Raw genomic sequence first — 15921 nt, forward strand, 5'->3', positions numbered from 1 at the left:
GGGGCTCTCGCACGAGCCCAGTCGCCCAGCCGACAGTTACGACACGCTCTCACACTATGCCGCCCCCGGCACACTGCCCCGCATGCCAACGATCAACTGGGACACGGTCGCCACCGCCGCAGCCACAGCCGTGTTCGTCACCCTTGCCGTCGAGTACGCGGCGAAGCCACGCCTCGAAGCTCGCAAGGAACGCATCCTCGCAGCCGGCAAGTCCCGGCGTGCGCTGTCGGCGGCCATCACGAGCATCGCCATACCGGCTGCCTTCCTCAGTGTGGACCTTCCCAAGGAGATGCGTGGGGATGTCCGGGAAGCGGTGCGCGCCGAGCGCCGCCGCCAGTACGAGCGGATGCGCGAGCAAGCGCAAAGGTTGGTGGATGGCGCGGACGAGCACGTAGGAACGTTCCTGGGACGGTCGATCCCGATGGTCATGTCGTACATCACGACCGTGCACGGGATCATGCTGTCGGCCCGTACCCGACATGACAAAGCTCAGATGATCTACGACCTTTCCAAGCAGATGGGCATGGTTCTTGACGGCCGCTGGTGGCAGATGCCCGCCCGGGTGCGGGCACTGTGGGAGTTGGAGCGTCTCGTGAAACGCAGCCAGGAGCAGGGGGAGGACGAGGACGAGGCCGCGCGGGGTTCGGTGCTGTCGGTGAATCGACAGGGAGTGATCACCGGACAACAACGCCGTTGATCGTGGTGAGCCGTTGGGCGTTCGCCATGTCGGTCACCCGACACAGCGAGGGCGTACGGCCTGCCGTTCGGTGACACTGCCCGCCATGGAGAAGTGGGAGTACGGACAGCTTTTCACGATCGCCTCGGCCGATCCGGTGTACGTGTTCCAGACGGCGAGCAATCAGCAGGTGTTCACCGGCTACCTACTGTCCACCTACGACACGCTGGGTGCGGAGGGTTGGATCATTGATGCTCCGGGTCCACTGCTACCTAACCCGCCTCAGTGGCTGCTGACCAGTTCGGGCGTCGATGCTCGGATTGCCGGCCTTGCTCCAAGGTGGGCGAGCCAGTTCGCTCGTAGGAAAGTTACTTAGCGCGAATCGCTGCTGCGACGCGGGAGTGTGCTTGGGGCCGCGTGTCCATCCTGGTGGCGAGCAGCGCATACCGAAGTGGTACTAGCGCCTCAACCGTTGAAGAGCTGCGATAGATGTGAGTTGTGGTGATATCTCGTTGCACGTTGGGTCGGAGCGATCATCTTCGTTATAAGAGGCGAAAACGACAAGAAAGCGAAGGTCATGTCCCGAGCTGACGATATCGCCCGTAGGAAAGCGAAGGAGTCGGAGCGGCGGCGGCGGGCCGCATCTGAGGCATCCGCAGCGGCGGAGAGCCGGGAACTCGCGGACGTTAGGGCTCGGATTGCCGAAGCTGCCAAGGCTGCCCTTGTGTCGCTGGAGGCTCGGGGCTTTCCTGGGGTCGAGCATCTTCTGCTGCAAGAGTGGTACGAGGTGCCGTCGCTTTGGCGATCACTTTTGGGGCGACCTCTTGAAGTAGCCCAGCGGGAGTATCACAAAGGTGGTTGGCCTGTTTGCTCTTGGCCTTATTGGAGCCATGGAGACGAGTACGAGCAGTTTATCTACCTGCTGTCCGACGGGCGACTGGTAATCAAGTTGCATTCAGTAGGAGATTGGTCATATCAGCGCGAGAGCGACATGGTGAAGCTGCGTGCCGTTCTAGACGGGCTTCAAGCGATCAGAGTCACTTAGGAGTTTCTGACGGCAGTGGCGCGTTCGCGCCGGAGCTGACCCGGTCGCCAGCGGCCGCAACCCGCCCGGGTGGCATGGCGAGCGGGCGCGTTCGTCGGCGCATGGTTGTTGGCGTACTGGGGCGACTGGGTGGGGACCCAGTCGGCCGCGGCATCTTCGCGTTGGCCGGACTGGGATGGTGGTTGTTGGCCACCCCGGACGCGAAGGTGTGACGGCAGCCTGACGCTGGCTGTTAGTCGATGCTCTTCGCCCGCACGCGGGCGTGGACGCCACACCGGATGCCCAGGATCTCGTATACGGCCTCACTGATCGGGCCGGCGTGGTCGTTGATCATCTTCACCACCACGGCGCTCGCCGTGGACAGCATGATCCCGTCCACGGTCATCTCGTCGACCTGGGCGGACTGGGCGAGGGCTGCCACCCGCCGGTTGTTCCGCTGCAACCGGGAGACGACCTCGGGCCACGCTCGCCGCACGGCATCGATCGTCGGTTGCTTGCCGGGCGCAGCGGGGTGACCCTCGACGAGCTTCTTCTCGGCGGCGGCGACCGCCTCGTTGAGGGTGTCGCGGATCCACGAGAATTGGACGATGTCGTGTTCGACGTAGACGACCCGGTCGATGCTGCCGTCGGGGTTGTTGAGGAGGACGACGGGTTGCGCTTCTGCGGGCAGGTGGACGTTGATCCAGCCGAGGACGCGGCCGGAGCGGATGGTGTCGTCGTCCAGCTGGGCGTAGAACAGCGGGTAGGGCTGGGCGGTGAATGGCTGCTGGTCGGTCATGGGGCCTCCGTTCGTGGCGGGGTCAGCGGGGCCGGCGGCGGTAGGCGCGGTGCAGCACAGCTGCGGGCGCGTGATCGGCGGTCACCGGCGTTGGGTGCCTGCGGCGCACGGGCAGGTCGGGTCGTCCGCCCAGTGGGCTTCCATCACCCGCTCCATATCCGCCTGCCGCTCGTCGTCGTTCGCCCCTCGATAGATAGTCGGCGCCCATCGGTCGTCCGGCAGTTCGTTGGCTGACGAGTTGTCCAGCACGGTTCGCAGCCTGTCAACGGCTCGTAGCGTCTGTTCGGCTGCCCTCACCTCGGGGGACGACCGGGAGTAGGCGTCTGACAGGTCGCTGATCAGGTCCATAAGGTAGTCGCGAGTGGCCAGGAGGTTGCTGCCGATATCGACGTGGGCGCAGGCGGGCATGCGGCGGGCATATCTGGCGGTCACGGTCGGGCCTTTCTATTGGTTGCAGGGGTCGGGGTCTGAGTTCAGCGGCGGCGTACGTCGGGGGCAAGCAGAACTTCGGTCACAGGCCCGCCGTGTCGGCTTCGAGACAGCAGCGCAGCCCGGACAGCCGACCCTCCGCCTCGCCAACACATCCCACACTGGCGGTTCCGTCCCACAGCAGAGGAGCAGCAGTGGTCAACTGGGTGACCCGGCGAGACATGACCGACGCGGCGAAAGGCGGGGCTGGACTGTTCGCCCTCGCCCTCATGGCCATGTTCGCCATCTTCGCGGGGGCGTGGTGGTGGGTGTCGGGGCGGCCCCTGCGCGGTGAGCCGAGCATGCCGCAGTGGGTGCGGGTGTTGTGGCGTGGCGGCTTGTTCGCGGCCGCCTTCGGGTTGGCGTATGTGGACGGATGGGTGGGGACGTGGGCTGCGGCGGGTGTGTTCGTGTTGGCGGGATTGGGGTGGTGGTTGATGGCCACCACCGATGAGGCATAGGCACTGCCGGGGTTTCCCCTCGCCTAGAAGGCAAGAGGCTTGGTGAAAAGAGCCGGTTCGCCGTCAAGCGCTTCCATCGTCAGGTGTGGCACCACATCAAGCGCCAGGTCGAGCGCGTACTCCAGCAAGTAGGCATCTGGTGACTTGTCGATGTCCAACGCGGTCGCCCACTCGCGGGGAAAGTAGCGGCTGAGCATGGAGAACGTGTAGAGGATCGCCCACCAGGTCATGAATGGCGAGGGAGGCTTGCCGCCTTGGTCATCCAATGATGGGCGCAGGTAGTGCTCGCCGTTGTACCGGTAGGGAGGTGCCACCTCGTCGAAGTTCAACGGCCGATCCCACTGAAGGTCGACAGACCATCGGTTCTTCCGGATCTCTCGGTACGAGCCGGGGATGACCCTGAAGCCGCTGATACCAGGGTACTTAGGGAGGGCTTCGGTCAAGGTCGACATGAACTTCTCGGGCCCAGGATTGGGGCAGATCAGAATGACTCTTGCTTCGGCCGATGGCGATGACTGCTCGGGCAGCACCGTCAACGCCTCAGGTGCCGCGAATGACAGGGGAGAGACCTCCCCGAGGTCCGGCAGGGACGACCACAGGGCCCCGAAGCGGACCGGCCGGTGGAGCTCAGGGGAACTGGTGGCTTGAGCCGCGAACTGGAAGGCTCCCACGCCTTCCGGCCCCACACCGATGTCAGCGAGCGGCGACCTCGGGTTGTGCAACTTGAGGCCGTGCTTGCCGAACGACCACGGGTCGGGCTTGTGAGCGGCGGCGACGGCCAAGCCTGCCTGGGCCATGGCGTAGTACAGGGTGATGGGTCGGGAAGCCGGCCCAACCGCCGCCGAGGCCGTCATCAGCTCTTCGAACTGCTGCATCGCGGCGGAGAACGCCCCCCGACGGGAGGATGACGACGACAGCAGCGTCTTGGATTTGAGGCTGGTCCTCCGGCGGCGGAGCCCGTGACGGAGCAGCATGCGGTCGGCGGTCATTCTCGTAACCTCGCCTCCTTGGGATCCATCACCTTAGGCGCTGGGAGCGACAGCAGGGGGCCACCGGCTGCCGGCGATGTCCTTGCGTGGTTGCTTCATGCTGCGGGCTCCTCGTGGTGGGGGCCGTTGACCCAGTTCAGGTAGTCCTCGTCAGCGGCGTTCCGGTACGGCTCGAAGGTGCTGCTGGCCCGAGCTGGCTTGCGGGTGCTGGTCGGCACCATCTCGTGCGGGGCTGGCGGGGCTCCCAGTTTCCGCACCCGACCGATCAGGCCACGGCCGGGGTCGTCGAGTCCGGTGAGCGGTCGGTCGAGGACGTCGGCGATGGCTTCAGCCGGCCACCCTCGGCGGAACGCGGCGGTGACGCTGCGGGTCAACTCTCGGGCGTCGGGAATCGTCAGGTTGCCGCGTTGCGTGTCGACGAGGCGCACAGCGGCGGTGTCGACGGATTCGGTCTCGGGTGCGGCTTCCGCCTCCTCCGCCTCCCGGGTGGTGGTGGGGGAAGAAGTTGGGGGAGGGGGGTTGGTGGTAGGCCCCCGACTTTCCCGGGGGCTTTCGGGGGTGATGCCCCCGTCTTTCTCGGGGGCTTTCGGGCCGGAAGCCCCCGAGGTTTCCGGGGCCTTCTGCTCCTCGAATGCCCCCGACTTTCCCGGGGCCTTTTCGTCGGATGCCCCCGTCTTTCCCGGGGGCTTTCTTCCCGACGCGCCGGGCAGGGACGCCACCAGCGAGGTCTCCCACGGGTGTCCAGCGATCTCTTCGTAGCGGGCGCGCAAGGTCGCGGCCGGCGGCACCCGGAACGTCGTCCGAGCCTTGCGGTGGGCGTAGAAGACGCGACCGTGCTTGTCGGTGCCGAGCGGGACGCGCAACTCGATCCACTTCTTCGCGATCGACTTCAGCGTCTCCTCAACGGTGCGCTCTGGCCGGTCGATCAAGGCGGCGAGCAGGCCTGCGCCGGGGTAGCACTCCCGGGTGCCATCCCAGCACTGGTCGGCAATCTCCAGGACGAGAAGGCGCTCCAGCGGGGTCAGTAGCCCTTGCGGAAGGTGAGCACGGACCTCTCGGCGTAGCTCGTAGCCCATCAGACACCAGCCATGATTCTGGCGCCCTTCCGGCTGTTGCAGGGGCGGCACAGCACCCGCAGGTTGTCGATGGTGTCGGGGTCTCCACGAGCCCAGGGGTAGATGTGATCCAGGGTCAGGTCGTCGAGAGTCCCGCAGGCGACGCAGCGGTGACCATCTCGCTGGTACACCGCGGCCTGCACAGATGCGGGGATAGCCCGACGGCGCTTGCCCTCCGGCGCGATGCGTTCCGGCCGATGGCGTGGCGCGAGGAACACCTTCGGCCCGGAGATGTGGATGGGCAAGTCGTAGACGGTGGGGCGTTGGCCGTTCGGCAGATGGTCCACCAGGGACTGATCGCCGAGAAGGAGCAAACCCAGCTCGCGAAGCCGAGCGATGTCTCGGCGGGCCTGACCCTCGGACTTGCCGGCCTTCTCGGCGATGACCGCTACGGTCTGAGCGGATCCGCGTCCGTCGTCATCGCAGCAGCGCGCGATGACGAGCAGCATGCCGACGAGGGCGGCGGGCGCGGGAGCCTGATCCATGACCCAGTCGATGCAGCCGACCAATGCCCGCCCACTGACGTGCTCAACGCGGACAAGTTCGCCATCATGGAGTGGCTCGTCCACCCGCGCCGCTGGGGTGAGGGTATCGGTGCTGGGTTGATCCGGCGGCTCTTGAGCAGTCGACCCGAGCGGTGGGCGACTCTTGCTTCCAATCCGCAGGCGGCGGCGCGGGACATGTACCGACGGGCGGGATGGCGGCAGGTGTCCGCGTCGGCTCTACCGGACGGAACACCTATGGACCTGCTCATCCTTGAACTGCCGGCCAGCTCCGTCAGCACTCAGTTCTAGCCAGCCACTCCTCGATCAGACGCCGCTGTTCAGGGAGCGAGTCGATCCCTGCGCGCTCGTTGACGACGAAGAGAGTGAGGAAGTGAAGATGTCGCCCGCGTCGGCGCCGCCCCGGCGGTCTTGGCGTTCTGTCTGTCACCCGCCTTCGCCGTCGCTTTCCGCGTGGTCTTCCTCCGCGATGAGATCAGCGTTGCCGCGGTACGCGGGCTCGGTGCGATCGTCGTCGGCTCTGTGCTCGCCGCGCACCGCAGCGAACCGGCTCCTCCGTAGGGTCCCTGCCGGCGCAGGGCACAGGCAAGCTTGCGGTCGGGCAGATGCCGGGGCCTGCGAGGGCGACAGCCGGGCCGCTACGATCGCCTGGCTGCGTCGGTTGACGTCGATGCGGGTAGGGCGCGACCCTGCCAGCACTGGGGAATGGAAAGACGGCGACACACCGTGCCGGGGCGGAACCACGCCTGGGCTGCCATGGACCGCAGTATGGATCGGGTGACGATGAATCTCTTCCCGGCATCCGAACAGGCGAGCCTCTTCGGCGACGACGATTTCCTGGCTGACAACCGTGAGCCGGTGTTGATGTCGCTGCATGCGGTGTACTACGACCTGATCTGGGCGGGTGAGAAGACCCATGAGTTTCGGAGGCGGTTCCTCAGCGGCCGGCCGGTGCGCTGGTACGTGTACCTGAACGCTCCGGTTGCTCGCCTCGGGCCGGTCATCGATCTTGCTCCGGCCGTCGTCGACACACCGCAGCGGATCGCGGCGATCGCGGAACAGGCCCGTGTCGGCAATGGCGCGTCGGTGCTGGAGTACGTCCGGGATCTGGAGCAGGCCTTCGCCATTCCGATCGAGCGTGTGTCGGAGTATCCGGGTGTGTCGAGTGCTGAGCTCAAGGCGGAGCTGGGGGAGTTCCACCCGCCGCAGGGATATGTGAAGTTGCGGAACCATCCTGAGCTGTTGAGCGTCTGCGAGAAGGTCACGGCCGAGTCGCCGGTCCGGGAGATGACCGTCCGGGGCCGGTAGCGCCTGCCTGACCGTCGACGACCGGGGAGGTGGAGGTCATCGTTCGTCGTTCCACCCGAGAACCGTCGCCGCTGCGCCGTGCCCGTCTGGGGCGGGGATGGACGTTGGAGAACGTCGTGGAGGCGATAGACCGACGGACCGTCGGTGGCCACTCCGGTGTCACCCCGACGATGGTCAGCGGGTGGGAGCTGGGCCGCCACACGACCAGTCATGCCCACCGCAAGACCCTGTGTGCGATCTACGGCAAGAGCGTGGACGAACTCTTCGCCCACCAGGACCAGCCGCTGGCCGATTCCGACGACGCTCCCCGTCTGCTCGCCCGGTACGGTGACCTCTACCCGGCCATGCTCACGGTCGTCGGGGAGGCCAGCGAGTGTCTGATCGTCACCGGCTCCCGGTCCCGCAACGGTAGCTATCTGGAGGCGATCGAAGCCGCCCTCGTCGCCAATCCGGCGCTCGTCCTCTACCGGGTTCTTCACGGCCCCCCGCACTACCGGGTGCTCAAGCAGCACCTGGTCCGGCTGTTGGAGCTGCGTGACCCGCAGGATCGCAGCCTGGGTGTGAAGACGCTCCACCTGGCCGTCGAGGAGGACCCGTGGGCGCCCGAGCGGTTCTTCATCGCCAGCGAGCGCGCCGCGGTGGTGCCCATACCGTCGCTCACCTCCCATGAGGCGTTCGACTCGGCCGTGCTTCTCGGCCCGGGCCCGGCCTCGCGGCTGCTCGACCACGGGCGGCAGGCGTACGCTGCCGCTCGGCGCATCGAGACCGTTGACGACGTCCGCGCGTTGGAAGTGCTGCGAGAGCGGGAGTGACCGTGAACCAGGATCCGGTGTGGCTGGCTGCCCAGGATGATCACGACTCCGTGACCGCTCTGACCAGGGACCTGGTCCGCATCCCCAGCCGGGGTGGCATCGACCCGTACGGCCCGGTGCTGGACTTCCTCCAGCGCTGGCTCGGTCAGCGCGGGTTGTCGGCACGTCAGCTGCACGGTGCCGGCGGAGACATCGTCGCGCTGGTGGTGGAGATCGCCGGCGGGCAGCCCGGGCCGCGGTACGTGCTCGACGCGTGCCTCGACACGGCTCCGTTCGGGGACGAGGCCGCCTGGACGCACCCGCCGTCCTCCGCCGTCATCGAGGACGGTTGGCTGCACGGGCGGGGCGCTGCCGACTCCAAGGCCGCCGTGGCGATCTTCTCGCACATCGGGGCGCACCTGCGCGTAGCCGCCGACCAGCTGCACGGCTCGGTGGTGCTGCTGTTCGACGTCGATGAGCACACCGGCGTGTTCGGCGGGGCGAAAACCTACTTCCGACAGGCGGGCCCCGTCGACGGCGTCATGATCGGCTACCCGGGAGGCGACCACATCGTCGTGGGTGGACGCGGCGTCCTGCGGGCCCGCCTGCACGTGCACGGGGTCTCCAGCCACTCCGGTGCCAACCGCCGGACGCCCAACGCGATCGCGAAGGCAGCAGCGCTCATCCAGCACCTGGAGGCCGTCGCGCTGCCGGGGACCGTCGCCGGGTTCCCTCTGTCGCCCAAACTGACCGTGACCGCCGTCAGCGGCGGTGAGGGATACTCGGTCGTCCCCGACCTGTGCACCCTCAACGTCGACGTGCGGCTCACCCCCGCGATGGACGACCGCGCCGGTGAGGCACTGCTGCGGGAGTGCGTGAAGGCGGTCGACCACGGGTGGCCGGACACCTCACCCACGCACGTCGAGGTCACCACGAGGTGGCCTCCGTACGCGCTGCCGCCGACGGTGCCGATGGTGAACAAACTGGTCGAGTCGGCCGCGCTCTACGGGCTCGCCCCGGTGCTGAAGATCGCGGGCCCGTCGAACATCGGCAACTACCTCGCCGGCATCGGCGTCCCGGCCACGGCGGGATTCGGCGTGGACTACGAAGGACTGCACGCCACGAACGAACGGATCCGGCTCGCGTCCGTCCCGCCCGTCCAGGCTGTCTACCATCGGACACTGCTCCGTCTGCTCGCACCACGCTGACCTGCATCGACGTGAACTCTCCACCAGCCGGTGAACAACGCGACGACAGCGCGACGACAAACGTGAACTGGCCTCACCCGCGCACGCCGGGTGATGGTGCCGCTACCAGATCGGCACCCCGCCAGGAGGTCGTCAACCGTGCACCCCCAGCCCCGACACGCAGTCGGATTCCCCCGAGAGAGCGCCACGGACCGCCGCACCATACTGACCCCCGCCCTCGCCCGCACCCTCACCGACCACGGCTTCACCGTGCTCGCCGAGCCGGGCATCGGCCGGGGCATCTTCCTCGACGACGAGGCATACCGGCAGGCCGGCGCGAACCTCGCCGCACCCGCCGACGTCTGGGCGTCTCCACTCGTGCTGCGCTACAAGGCCTCCGACCCGGCCGACATCGGGCGCGTCGCCCCCGGCCAGCACATCGGCGCGCTCTTCCACGCCGAAGGCGACCCCGAGCTGCTCACTGCGCTCGTCAACAGCGGTGCGACCGCCTGGAGCTACGAGCTCCTCTCCGAGGACGGCCGGTTCCCCCTGGGCCGACCCGGAGGCCAGATCGCCGGCATCCAGGCGATCCTCGCCGGCGCACAGGCGCTGCAGCATCCCTCGGGCCGCGGCGTCCTGCTCGGCGGCCGTGTCCCCGGCGCCGAACCGGTCGACGTCGTGGTCATCGGCAGCGGCAACGTCGGCCGCGCCGCAGCGCTCACCGCAGCACAGCTCGGCGCGCGGGTCACCGTCCTCACCAGCGGTCCCCGAACCCGCGACGCCTACCGGACCGACACCCCCGCCGGCGTCACCGTGCTCGCCAACGAACCCCCGGTGCTGCGCGAGTGCCTGCGCCACGCGGACCTCATCGTCGGAGCCATCCTGATCTCCACCTACGACACCCCGCCCATGATCCACGAAACCGACCTCGCCGACATGCGGCCGGGCGCGGTGATCGTCGACGCCACCTGCGGATACGGCCCCGGCTATCTCCCCACCGCCGGGCCCCTGCAGAAACCGGGCGACCCGCCGCGCATCGTGCGCGGCGTGCTGCACGTCAAGGTCGACATCTGGCCCGCCCTGGTGCCGGTCACGGCGAGCCACGCCTACGCCGCGAACGCCGCCCCGTACCTGGTGCGCCTCGCCGAGACCGCACTGCGGGGGCGGGACGACGCGGCCGTGCAGACCGCGCGGATCGTCGCCGGCAACGCGCTCGTGCACCCCGTGATCCGCCAGCACGCCCGCTTCCACGGGATGGCGTCATGAGTAGCGCGGAAACGGGATATGCCGCCCGTGCCCGGTCGTACGCGGCGGAGGCGGAAGCCGGGCTGACCGCTCCCCGCATGCTCGACCAACTCCTCCGGCCCGGGACGACGGTGGCGGAGATCCCCAGCGGCACCGGCCACTTCGTGCGCCGCTACGCCACGGCCGGGTGCGCGACGCTGCTCGTCGACGCCAGCGCGCAGATGCTCGCCGCCGCCGAACGCAACGTGGCCGGCATCCCGAACGTCACCCTGCTCCGGACGCGGGTCGAAGATCTTTCCACCGGTCACCCCCTGGTCGACCTGGCGGTGATCCCCAACGGAGCACTCAACCAGCTGGCCCACGACCTGCCGCTACCCGACATCCTCCGCGCCGTCGCCGGCATGCTGGTACCCGGCGGCAGGATCCTGGTCCAGGCAATCCTCGGCGAGCCCGCCGAGCGGTGCGGCTTCTACGAACCTCAGGCCTCAGGCTCCTGGTTCGTCGACCGCCGGCTCCCCGATCCGGACGGCGGCGCGCTGGTGCGACGCCGTCGGCAGAGACGCCACGGCAAACACCTCAGCATCGACTTCGCGCTCACCCGCGACAGCGACGGGGAAGTGGCCTACCGGCACACCGTGGTCATGCGGCTGCTCGACCGGGCCGACGTCACCGACGCGGCCGCCACCGTGGGCCTGACCGTCGCCGCCTGGCGACCCGGCCTCGGCCAGCTCAGCGAAGCCCTCCTCACCAGGGCATCAGCGTGACCGGGAAGACGGTCCACGACGCAGATCCGTACTGGCAGACGTACTACAACGACGCCTTCCAGTTCGGAATGGGCACCGAGGACATCCTGCAGGCGCTGGCCACCCTTCCCGCCGTGCACACCTGGTGCGACCTCGGATCCGGATCGGAGTCGCTGCTGTGGTCGATCCCCCTCACCGCGCACCACGTCATCGCCGTCGACATCGACCCCGAAAGGCTGGCCATCCTGTCCCGGTTCGCCGCGCGACGGCAACCACGGCCGGCGTACGGGACTGCACTGGCCCTCTGCAACCGCACCAAAGCCGACTTCGCGCAACGGTGCCGGGCGCTCGCCGGGACGATCGTCGCGGACTGTCTCGCCGCGCCGGCACTCCCACTGGCACCGGCAAGCACCGATCTGATCACCCAGTTCGGGCTCCTCGGCCTCACCACGGACCCGCCGCACTTCCTCGACGCCTGGCGCCGCGCCCACGCCCCACTCGCCCCGGGCGGCTGGTGCGCCGGCGCGAACTGGGTCCCCGAACCGTCCCGCCAACACGGTCGGGTCGCGCTGACCGACAGGCTCTACCGCCACGCGTTCGCTGACGCCGGCATCCACCCGCACCTGCTACGCCGGGTGGCCAGCTCCGACCCGCAGTTCCCCAGCCTCTGGCTCTACCTCGGGAGGAAACAGTGACCACCGCCAGCGACAACCTCATCTTCGCGCCGGTCGGCATCGCCCACCTCACCAGCCGCAACGCCGACCTGCTGCGCGTCGCCGCCGCCGGCCGGTCCGCGCTACGCGTCACGACCGCCGCCCAGCTCAACGGCGTACCCCACTTCGGCACCACCGTCACCATCCTGACCGTGTTCGCCTTCGCCGCCCACGCCGCCGACGCCCTCGGGCTGCCCCCGACCGTCGTCTTCGACGCCCTGGAGAACGCGCCCGCCGAGCACGTACAACGCAACGGCGAGCACTACACACGGACCGTCGGCGACCTCATCGACGCCGGCCGCCTCGACGGGGCCACCCGCACCGACGGATTCCGGCGGCTGTTGAACTGGGCCCGCGACCGCTCCGGCGTCCCCTACGAGGTCCGCCCCTACCGCGTCTACCAGAACCTGCGTCCGGTCCGGGAATGCCTGCACCGCATCGCGCAGAACCTCGACGACTTCGCCCCGATCTGCGCACCCACCGACGGCATCGTCAAGGTCCGCCCCCGCTGCCCCGCCTGCCAGCTGATGGAGAAAGCCGGCAGGCGGCTGCGCATCACCGCACTGTCCGACGCCGTCCAACTCGACAGCGTCTGCCCCGACCATGGCCCGTACACCGAGCACGTCCCGATCGACGGCGGCGGCTGGTACGACGCCAACACCCCCGTCCGCTCCATCCAGAAGGGCTACCTCCTCGCAGCGGAGAATGACGTCTACGACGCCTGCTCGGTATCGGCCGACGGCGCCGACTGGGGCGGAGCCTGGCACAGCCAGGTCCTCTCACCGGGCCTGGCCACCCTCGGCATCCCTACCCGGGACTGGCCCATCTCGGTGTTCACGCCCCTCGTGGTCGACCGCACCGGCGGAAAACTCTCCAAGAGCCTCTATGTCGCCAAGGGCACCTACGCCGACCTGCCGGAACTGTTCCTGAACCTCGACGTCCTGCTCGCCGACCACGGCGAACACATCCTCGACACGCTGTGGACCGAGGTGACCCGGTGGGCGGTCGAGCCGCGCCGCCTGCACCGCTCCTACACCGTCGACTACTTCGCCGCCCTACTGACCGACCACCTGGCCGCCCGCCCCGCGCCCCGCGCCGCCTGAATCGAGGACCCCGTGATCCACGCCGTCTACGACGTGACCCACTGCGCCCGAATCTCCCAGGCCAGCCCAGAGCAGATCATGGCCACCATGCGCGAGACGTGCCGGCTGCTGGGCAACACGCCCCGGTCAGAGCTGGTCGAAACCTTCCAACCACACGGCGTCACCTGCGTGCTCGTACTCGCCGAATCCCACATCGTCGTCACCACCTGGCCCGAGTACGAGCTGGCGCACATCGACGTCTTCACCTGCCGGGCGGACAGTGACCCGGACGGCGCAGTCCAGCCGATCCTCGACCTGCTCGACGGAACCGTCGCATCGACCGGGCGGATCCCCCGATTGCTGCTGCCCATTCCGACTGGGGCATAGACCCGGTCAACGCATGCAGAAGGGCCCGACTGAGCGATCACCGGACGCTCCTTGCCGACTCCCTATCGACGCGCTCTCCCAATGTGCACCAACATGTGTGCGACCACGTTCCGAACCTCAGCTTCCTCGCCAGCTGAAGCTCCTGCCGTGGCCGCCGGCGTCGAGCAGGAGAGCCGGCGCAGGAGCACGGAGACAAGAGTCCGCAGGGCCTGAGTGTCGGCGGGCGTAGAGTCGGCGTTGTGGCTGCCCACCCCCGCGAGTCCCCGAGACCCAGTCCGCCCACGCCTCGGCTGGCGGCGCATAGGACGCGGCATCCGAGTGCGTTCACCTTCTGCCGAGCTGCCTGCGCGATGCCGGGCTGCGCGGGGAAGCGCGCGTGAGGGCGGGGACAGCCAACACTCCTATTGCGGCGACGGATGCGGTGCGCGCATCCGTTAGTTATGACCAGCTTCGAATCTTCGACGGTTCGCTCTATTGGTTGGAGACGCGCCCCGATGCCGGCGGAGCCGCAACCCTGACGCGGTGGCAGCCCGGCGAAGGAACGCGGGACGCGGGTCCCGCGAACTTCCACATCGGCAGCGCGGTGCACGCTTACGGCGGTGGCTCCTTCGCCGTCGTCAACGGCGACCTGTGGTGTGTCGGCGAGGGCGGCCTGTACCGGCATCGCCGCGGAGGTGACGAGCTGGCACTGATCAGTCCAGGAGAGATGGGAGACCTGTCCGTCGGTGCGGGCGAGCTGCTGGCCGTGCGGGAGTCCGAGCAGGGCGACGAGCTGGTCGCGGTGGCGCTCACAGGGCCGCCGCAGTTGAGGGTCCTCGCCGAGTCGGCGGGCTTCTTCGGCGCGCCCCGACCAGGGCCGGCCTTGCTGGCGTGGTCGTGGTGGAGCGAGCGGGACATGCCGTGGGATGCCTGCGAGTTGTGGGTGGCGCCCTACGAGCCTGGCGGAGGCATCAGGGATCCCGTGCGGGTCGCGGGCGGGGCAGACGAGTCGGCGGTGGAGCCACGGTGGGGCCCTGACGGCGCGCTCTATTTCATGTCGGACCGCAGTGGCTGGTGGAACCTCTTCCGGTGGAACGGACAGGAGATCCAAGCCGTAGCCCCCGTCGCGGGTGAGTGCGTGGCGGAGCCCTGGGAACTGGGCTACGCGTCGTACGACTTCCTCAACGACGGACGGATCGTGATGGCGGTGCAGCAGGGGCCGCGACACCGCCTCCTCCTCGTCGACCCGTCCGGCACTGCGACGTCGGTCGAGCTTCCGTACACGTCGATCAAGCCCTACGTGGCGGCGCACGGGACGGCAGTCGCGCTGATCGCCTCGTCACCGACGGCGGCGCCGCAGGTCGCGCTGGTACACCTGACTACTGACGGTCCCCGCCTGGAGGTGCTGGCCCGGTCGGAACACGCCCGCCTTGGCGGACGCGCGGTCTCGACGCCGACGGAGCTGCGGGTGCGGGTCGCTGGCGACCGTGAGGTGCTGGCCCTGGTATATCCGCCGACAGGCTCGGGGCCGGGGTGGCGGGCGCCCGTGATCGTCCGTGCGCACCCCGGCCCGACCGCCTCCTGCCTGCTGCGCCTGGACTGGCAGGCGCAGTTCTTCACCAGCCGTGGGTTCGCCGTCGTGGATGTCGACTATCTCGGCAGCACCGGCTACGGGCGGGCGTTCCGCGAGTCGTTGTACGGCCGGTGGGGTGTCGATGACGTCGACGACTGCCGAGCAGTGGCCGAGCACCTGCTGGTAACGGGGCGAGCGGTGCCGGGTGGGGTCTTCATCCGCGGTGCGAGCGCCGGCGGGTACACGGCCCTCCACGCGGCGACGCAGGAGGGGCCGTTCGCCGCCGCCACGGCCATTTCGGCGATCGTGGATCCCGACCGGTGGGCGACCACCGTGCCCAGATTCCAGCGCGCCCATGCCCTGCGCCTGCGGGGCGGCGCGGGCCGGGTCCACGCCGACGCGATCCGCCGGCCGGTGCTGCTCGTCCACGGCACCGTCGACGCCGTTGCCACCGTCGACGACGCGCGGGACCTCGCCGCGCAGTTGACCCGCCTCGGCCTGCCACACGAGCTGCTGTTGCTCGACGGCGTCGGCCACTACGTGGCCACCTCCGGACACGCTGGGGCAGCATTGGAGGCCGAGCTGGCCTACTACCGGTCGTGGATGGGCGAGGCCAGCGGAGAGCCGGGGTGCCACACTGCTGCCACCGGCAGCTGATGCCCCACCATTCTGGGCGTCGTTCGACGCTGGGCTGCATGCGGCGGCGCAGCGCTACTGGCCCGCCGCGCTATACGCCGCACACGCCGCCGACCGCCTACTGGGGGCGAACATCCTCAAATCGATGAGCCTCCAGTGCGACGACTTCGACTTGTCGGCTCCGCCTGAGGTTCAGCCGGCGTTGAGACGACCGCCACCGAGAGGCGTTGGAGCTGGCCCAC

The 15921-nt window shown here is 68.8% G+C and carries 17 protein-coding genes; 12 read left to right on the top strand and 5 right to left on the bottom strand.

What is annotated here, in order from left to right; genetic code table 11:
* Positions 1-82: 82 nt before the first annotated feature.
* Together ACVMYR_RS28250 and ACVMYR_RS28255 are read left to right on the top strand one after the other, a co-directional pair.
* Positions 83-697: a hypothetical protein gene (locus tag ACVMYR_RS28250; protein ID WP_457123212.1), complete on the top strand. Its 615-nt coding sequence runs from the start codon at positions 83-85 to the stop codon at positions 695-697.
* 85 nt (positions 698-782) lie between these two features.
* Entirely contained in the window at positions 783-1052 is a 270-nt protein-coding gene (locus tag ACVMYR_RS28255; RefSeq protein WP_457123213.1) for a hypothetical protein, read from the top strand.
* Positions 1053-1953: 901 nt separating this feature from the next.
* Here the strand turns inward: ACVMYR_RS28255 and ACVMYR_RS28260 are convergent.
* Entirely contained in the window at positions 1954-2499 is a 546-nt protein-coding gene (locus ACVMYR_RS28260; RefSeq protein WP_457123214.1) for a hypothetical protein, read from the bottom strand.
* 81 nt (positions 2500-2580) lie between these two features.
* Positions 2581-2931, bottom strand: coding sequence for a hypothetical protein (locus tag ACVMYR_RS28265; RefSeq protein WP_457123215.1), 351 nt, complete (start codon positions 2929-2931; stop codon positions 2581-2583).
* 191 nt (positions 2932-3122) lie between these two features.
* Between ACVMYR_RS28265 and ACVMYR_RS28270 the strand changes: the two genes are divergently transcribed.
* A complete protein-coding gene (locus ACVMYR_RS28270) occupies positions 3123-3428 on the top strand; it encodes a hypothetical protein (RefSeq protein WP_457123216.1) in 306 nt (101 codons plus the stop codon).
* Positions 3429-3451: 23 nt separating this feature from the next.
* On the opposite strand, the gene ACVMYR_RS28275 is transcribed toward ACVMYR_RS28270, so the two are convergent.
* The 3 genes from ACVMYR_RS28275 to ACVMYR_RS28285 form a co-directional block, all read right to left on the bottom strand.
* The gene (locus ACVMYR_RS28275) at positions 3452-4417 is read right to left on the bottom strand and encodes a YaaC family protein (RefSeq protein WP_457123217.1); all 966 of its coding nucleotides are present in this window, start codon (positions 4415-4417) and stop codon (positions 3452-3454) included.
* Positions 4418-4512: 95 nt separating this feature from the next.
* The gene (locus ACVMYR_RS28280) at positions 4513-5493 is read right to left on the bottom strand and encodes a hypothetical protein (protein ID WP_457123218.1); all 981 of its coding nucleotides are present in this window, start codon (positions 5491-5493) and stop codon (positions 4513-4515) included.
* The gene (locus ACVMYR_RS28285; protein ID WP_457123219.1) at positions 5493-6101 is read right to left on the bottom strand and encodes an HNH endonuclease; all 609 of its coding nucleotides are present in this window, start codon (positions 6099-6101) and stop codon (positions 5493-5495) included. The genes ACVMYR_RS28280 and ACVMYR_RS28285 overlap by 1 nt, the downstream gene beginning before the upstream one ends.
* Positions 6102-6818: 717 nt before the next feature.
* On the opposite strand from ACVMYR_RS28285, the gene ACVMYR_RS28290 reads away from it, so the two are divergent.
* The 9 genes from ACVMYR_RS28290 (at position 6819) to ACVMYR_RS28330 (ending at position 15700) form a co-directional block, all read left to right on the top strand.
* Positions 6819-7343: a hypothetical protein gene (locus ACVMYR_RS28290; protein WP_457123256.1), complete on the top strand. Its 525-nt coding sequence runs from the start codon at positions 6819-6821 to the stop codon at positions 7341-7343.
* A 104-nt stretch (positions 7344-7447) separates the two neighbouring features.
* A complete protein-coding gene (locus ACVMYR_RS28295) occupies positions 7448-8155 on the top strand; it encodes an XRE family transcriptional regulator (protein WP_457123220.1) in 708 nt (235 codons plus the stop codon).
* A 2-nt stretch (positions 8156-8157) separates the two neighbouring features.
* Entirely contained in the window at positions 8158-9342 is a 1185-nt protein-coding gene (locus ACVMYR_RS28300; protein WP_457123221.1) for a M20 family metallopeptidase, read from the top strand.
* Between the two features lie 138 nt (positions 9343-9480).
* Entirely contained in the window at positions 9481-10587 is a 1107-nt protein-coding gene (locus ACVMYR_RS28305) for an NAD(P)-dependent oxidoreductase (protein WP_457123222.1), read from the top strand.
* Entirely contained in the window at positions 10584-11330 is a 747-nt protein-coding gene (locus ACVMYR_RS28310) for a class I SAM-dependent methyltransferase (protein WP_457123223.1), read from the top strand. Before ACVMYR_RS28305 ends, ACVMYR_RS28310 begins: the two co-directional genes overlap by 4 nt.
* The gene (locus tag ACVMYR_RS28315) at positions 11327-12004 is read left to right on the top strand and encodes a methyltransferase domain-containing protein (protein WP_457123224.1); all 678 of its coding nucleotides are present in this window, start codon (positions 11327-11329) and stop codon (positions 12002-12004) included. The genes ACVMYR_RS28310 and ACVMYR_RS28315 overlap by 4 nt, the downstream gene beginning before the upstream one ends.
* Positions 12001-13125: a hypothetical protein gene (locus ACVMYR_RS28320; protein ID WP_457123225.1), complete on the top strand. Its 1125-nt coding sequence runs from the start codon at positions 12001-12003 to the stop codon at positions 13123-13125. Before ACVMYR_RS28315 ends, ACVMYR_RS28320 begins: the two co-directional genes overlap by 4 nt.
* 12 nt (positions 13126-13137) lie before the next feature.
* Complete coding sequence (speD, locus tag ACVMYR_RS28325; protein WP_457123226.1) at positions 13138-13491, top strand: adenosylmethionine decarboxylase; 354 nt, start codon at positions 13138-13140, stop codon at positions 13489-13491.
* Positions 13492-13912: 421 nt separating this feature from the next.
* Complete coding sequence (locus tag ACVMYR_RS28330) at positions 13913-15700, top strand: S9 family peptidase (RefSeq protein WP_457123227.1); 1788 nt, start codon at positions 13913-13915, stop codon at positions 15698-15700.
* Positions 15701-15921: the final 221 nt, after the last annotated feature.

It is taken from the genome of Micromonospora sp. PTRAS2, assembly GCF_054052245.1.

Coding starts and splice junctions, on each gene's coding strand:
- ACVMYR_RS28255 (WP_457123213.1), top strand. CDS start 783: ATGGAGAAGTGGGAGTACGGACAGCTTTTCACGATCGCCTCGGCCGAT.
- ACVMYR_RS28275 (WP_457123217.1), bottom strand. CDS start 4,417: ATGACCGCCGACCGCATGCTGCTCCGTCACGGGCTCCGCCGCCGGAGG.
- ACVMYR_RS28310 (WP_457123223.1), top strand. CDS start 10,584: ATGAGTAGCGCGGAAACGGGATATGCCGCCCGTGCCCGGTCGTACGCG.
- ACVMYR_RS28260 (WP_457123214.1), bottom strand. CDS start 2,499: ATGACCGACCAGCAGCCATTCACCGCCCAGCCCTACCCGCTGTTCTAC.
- ACVMYR_RS28280 (WP_457123218.1), bottom strand. CDS start 5,493: ATGGGCTACGAGCTACGCCGAGAGGTCCGTGCTCACCTTCCGCAAGGG.
- ACVMYR_RS28250 (WP_457123212.1), top strand. CDS start 83: ATGCCAACGATCAACTGGGACACGGTCGCCACCGCCGCAGCCACAGCC.
- ACVMYR_RS28290 (WP_457123256.1), top strand. CDS start 6,819: ATGAATCTCTTCCCGGCATCCGAACAGGCGAGCCTCTTCGGCGACGAC.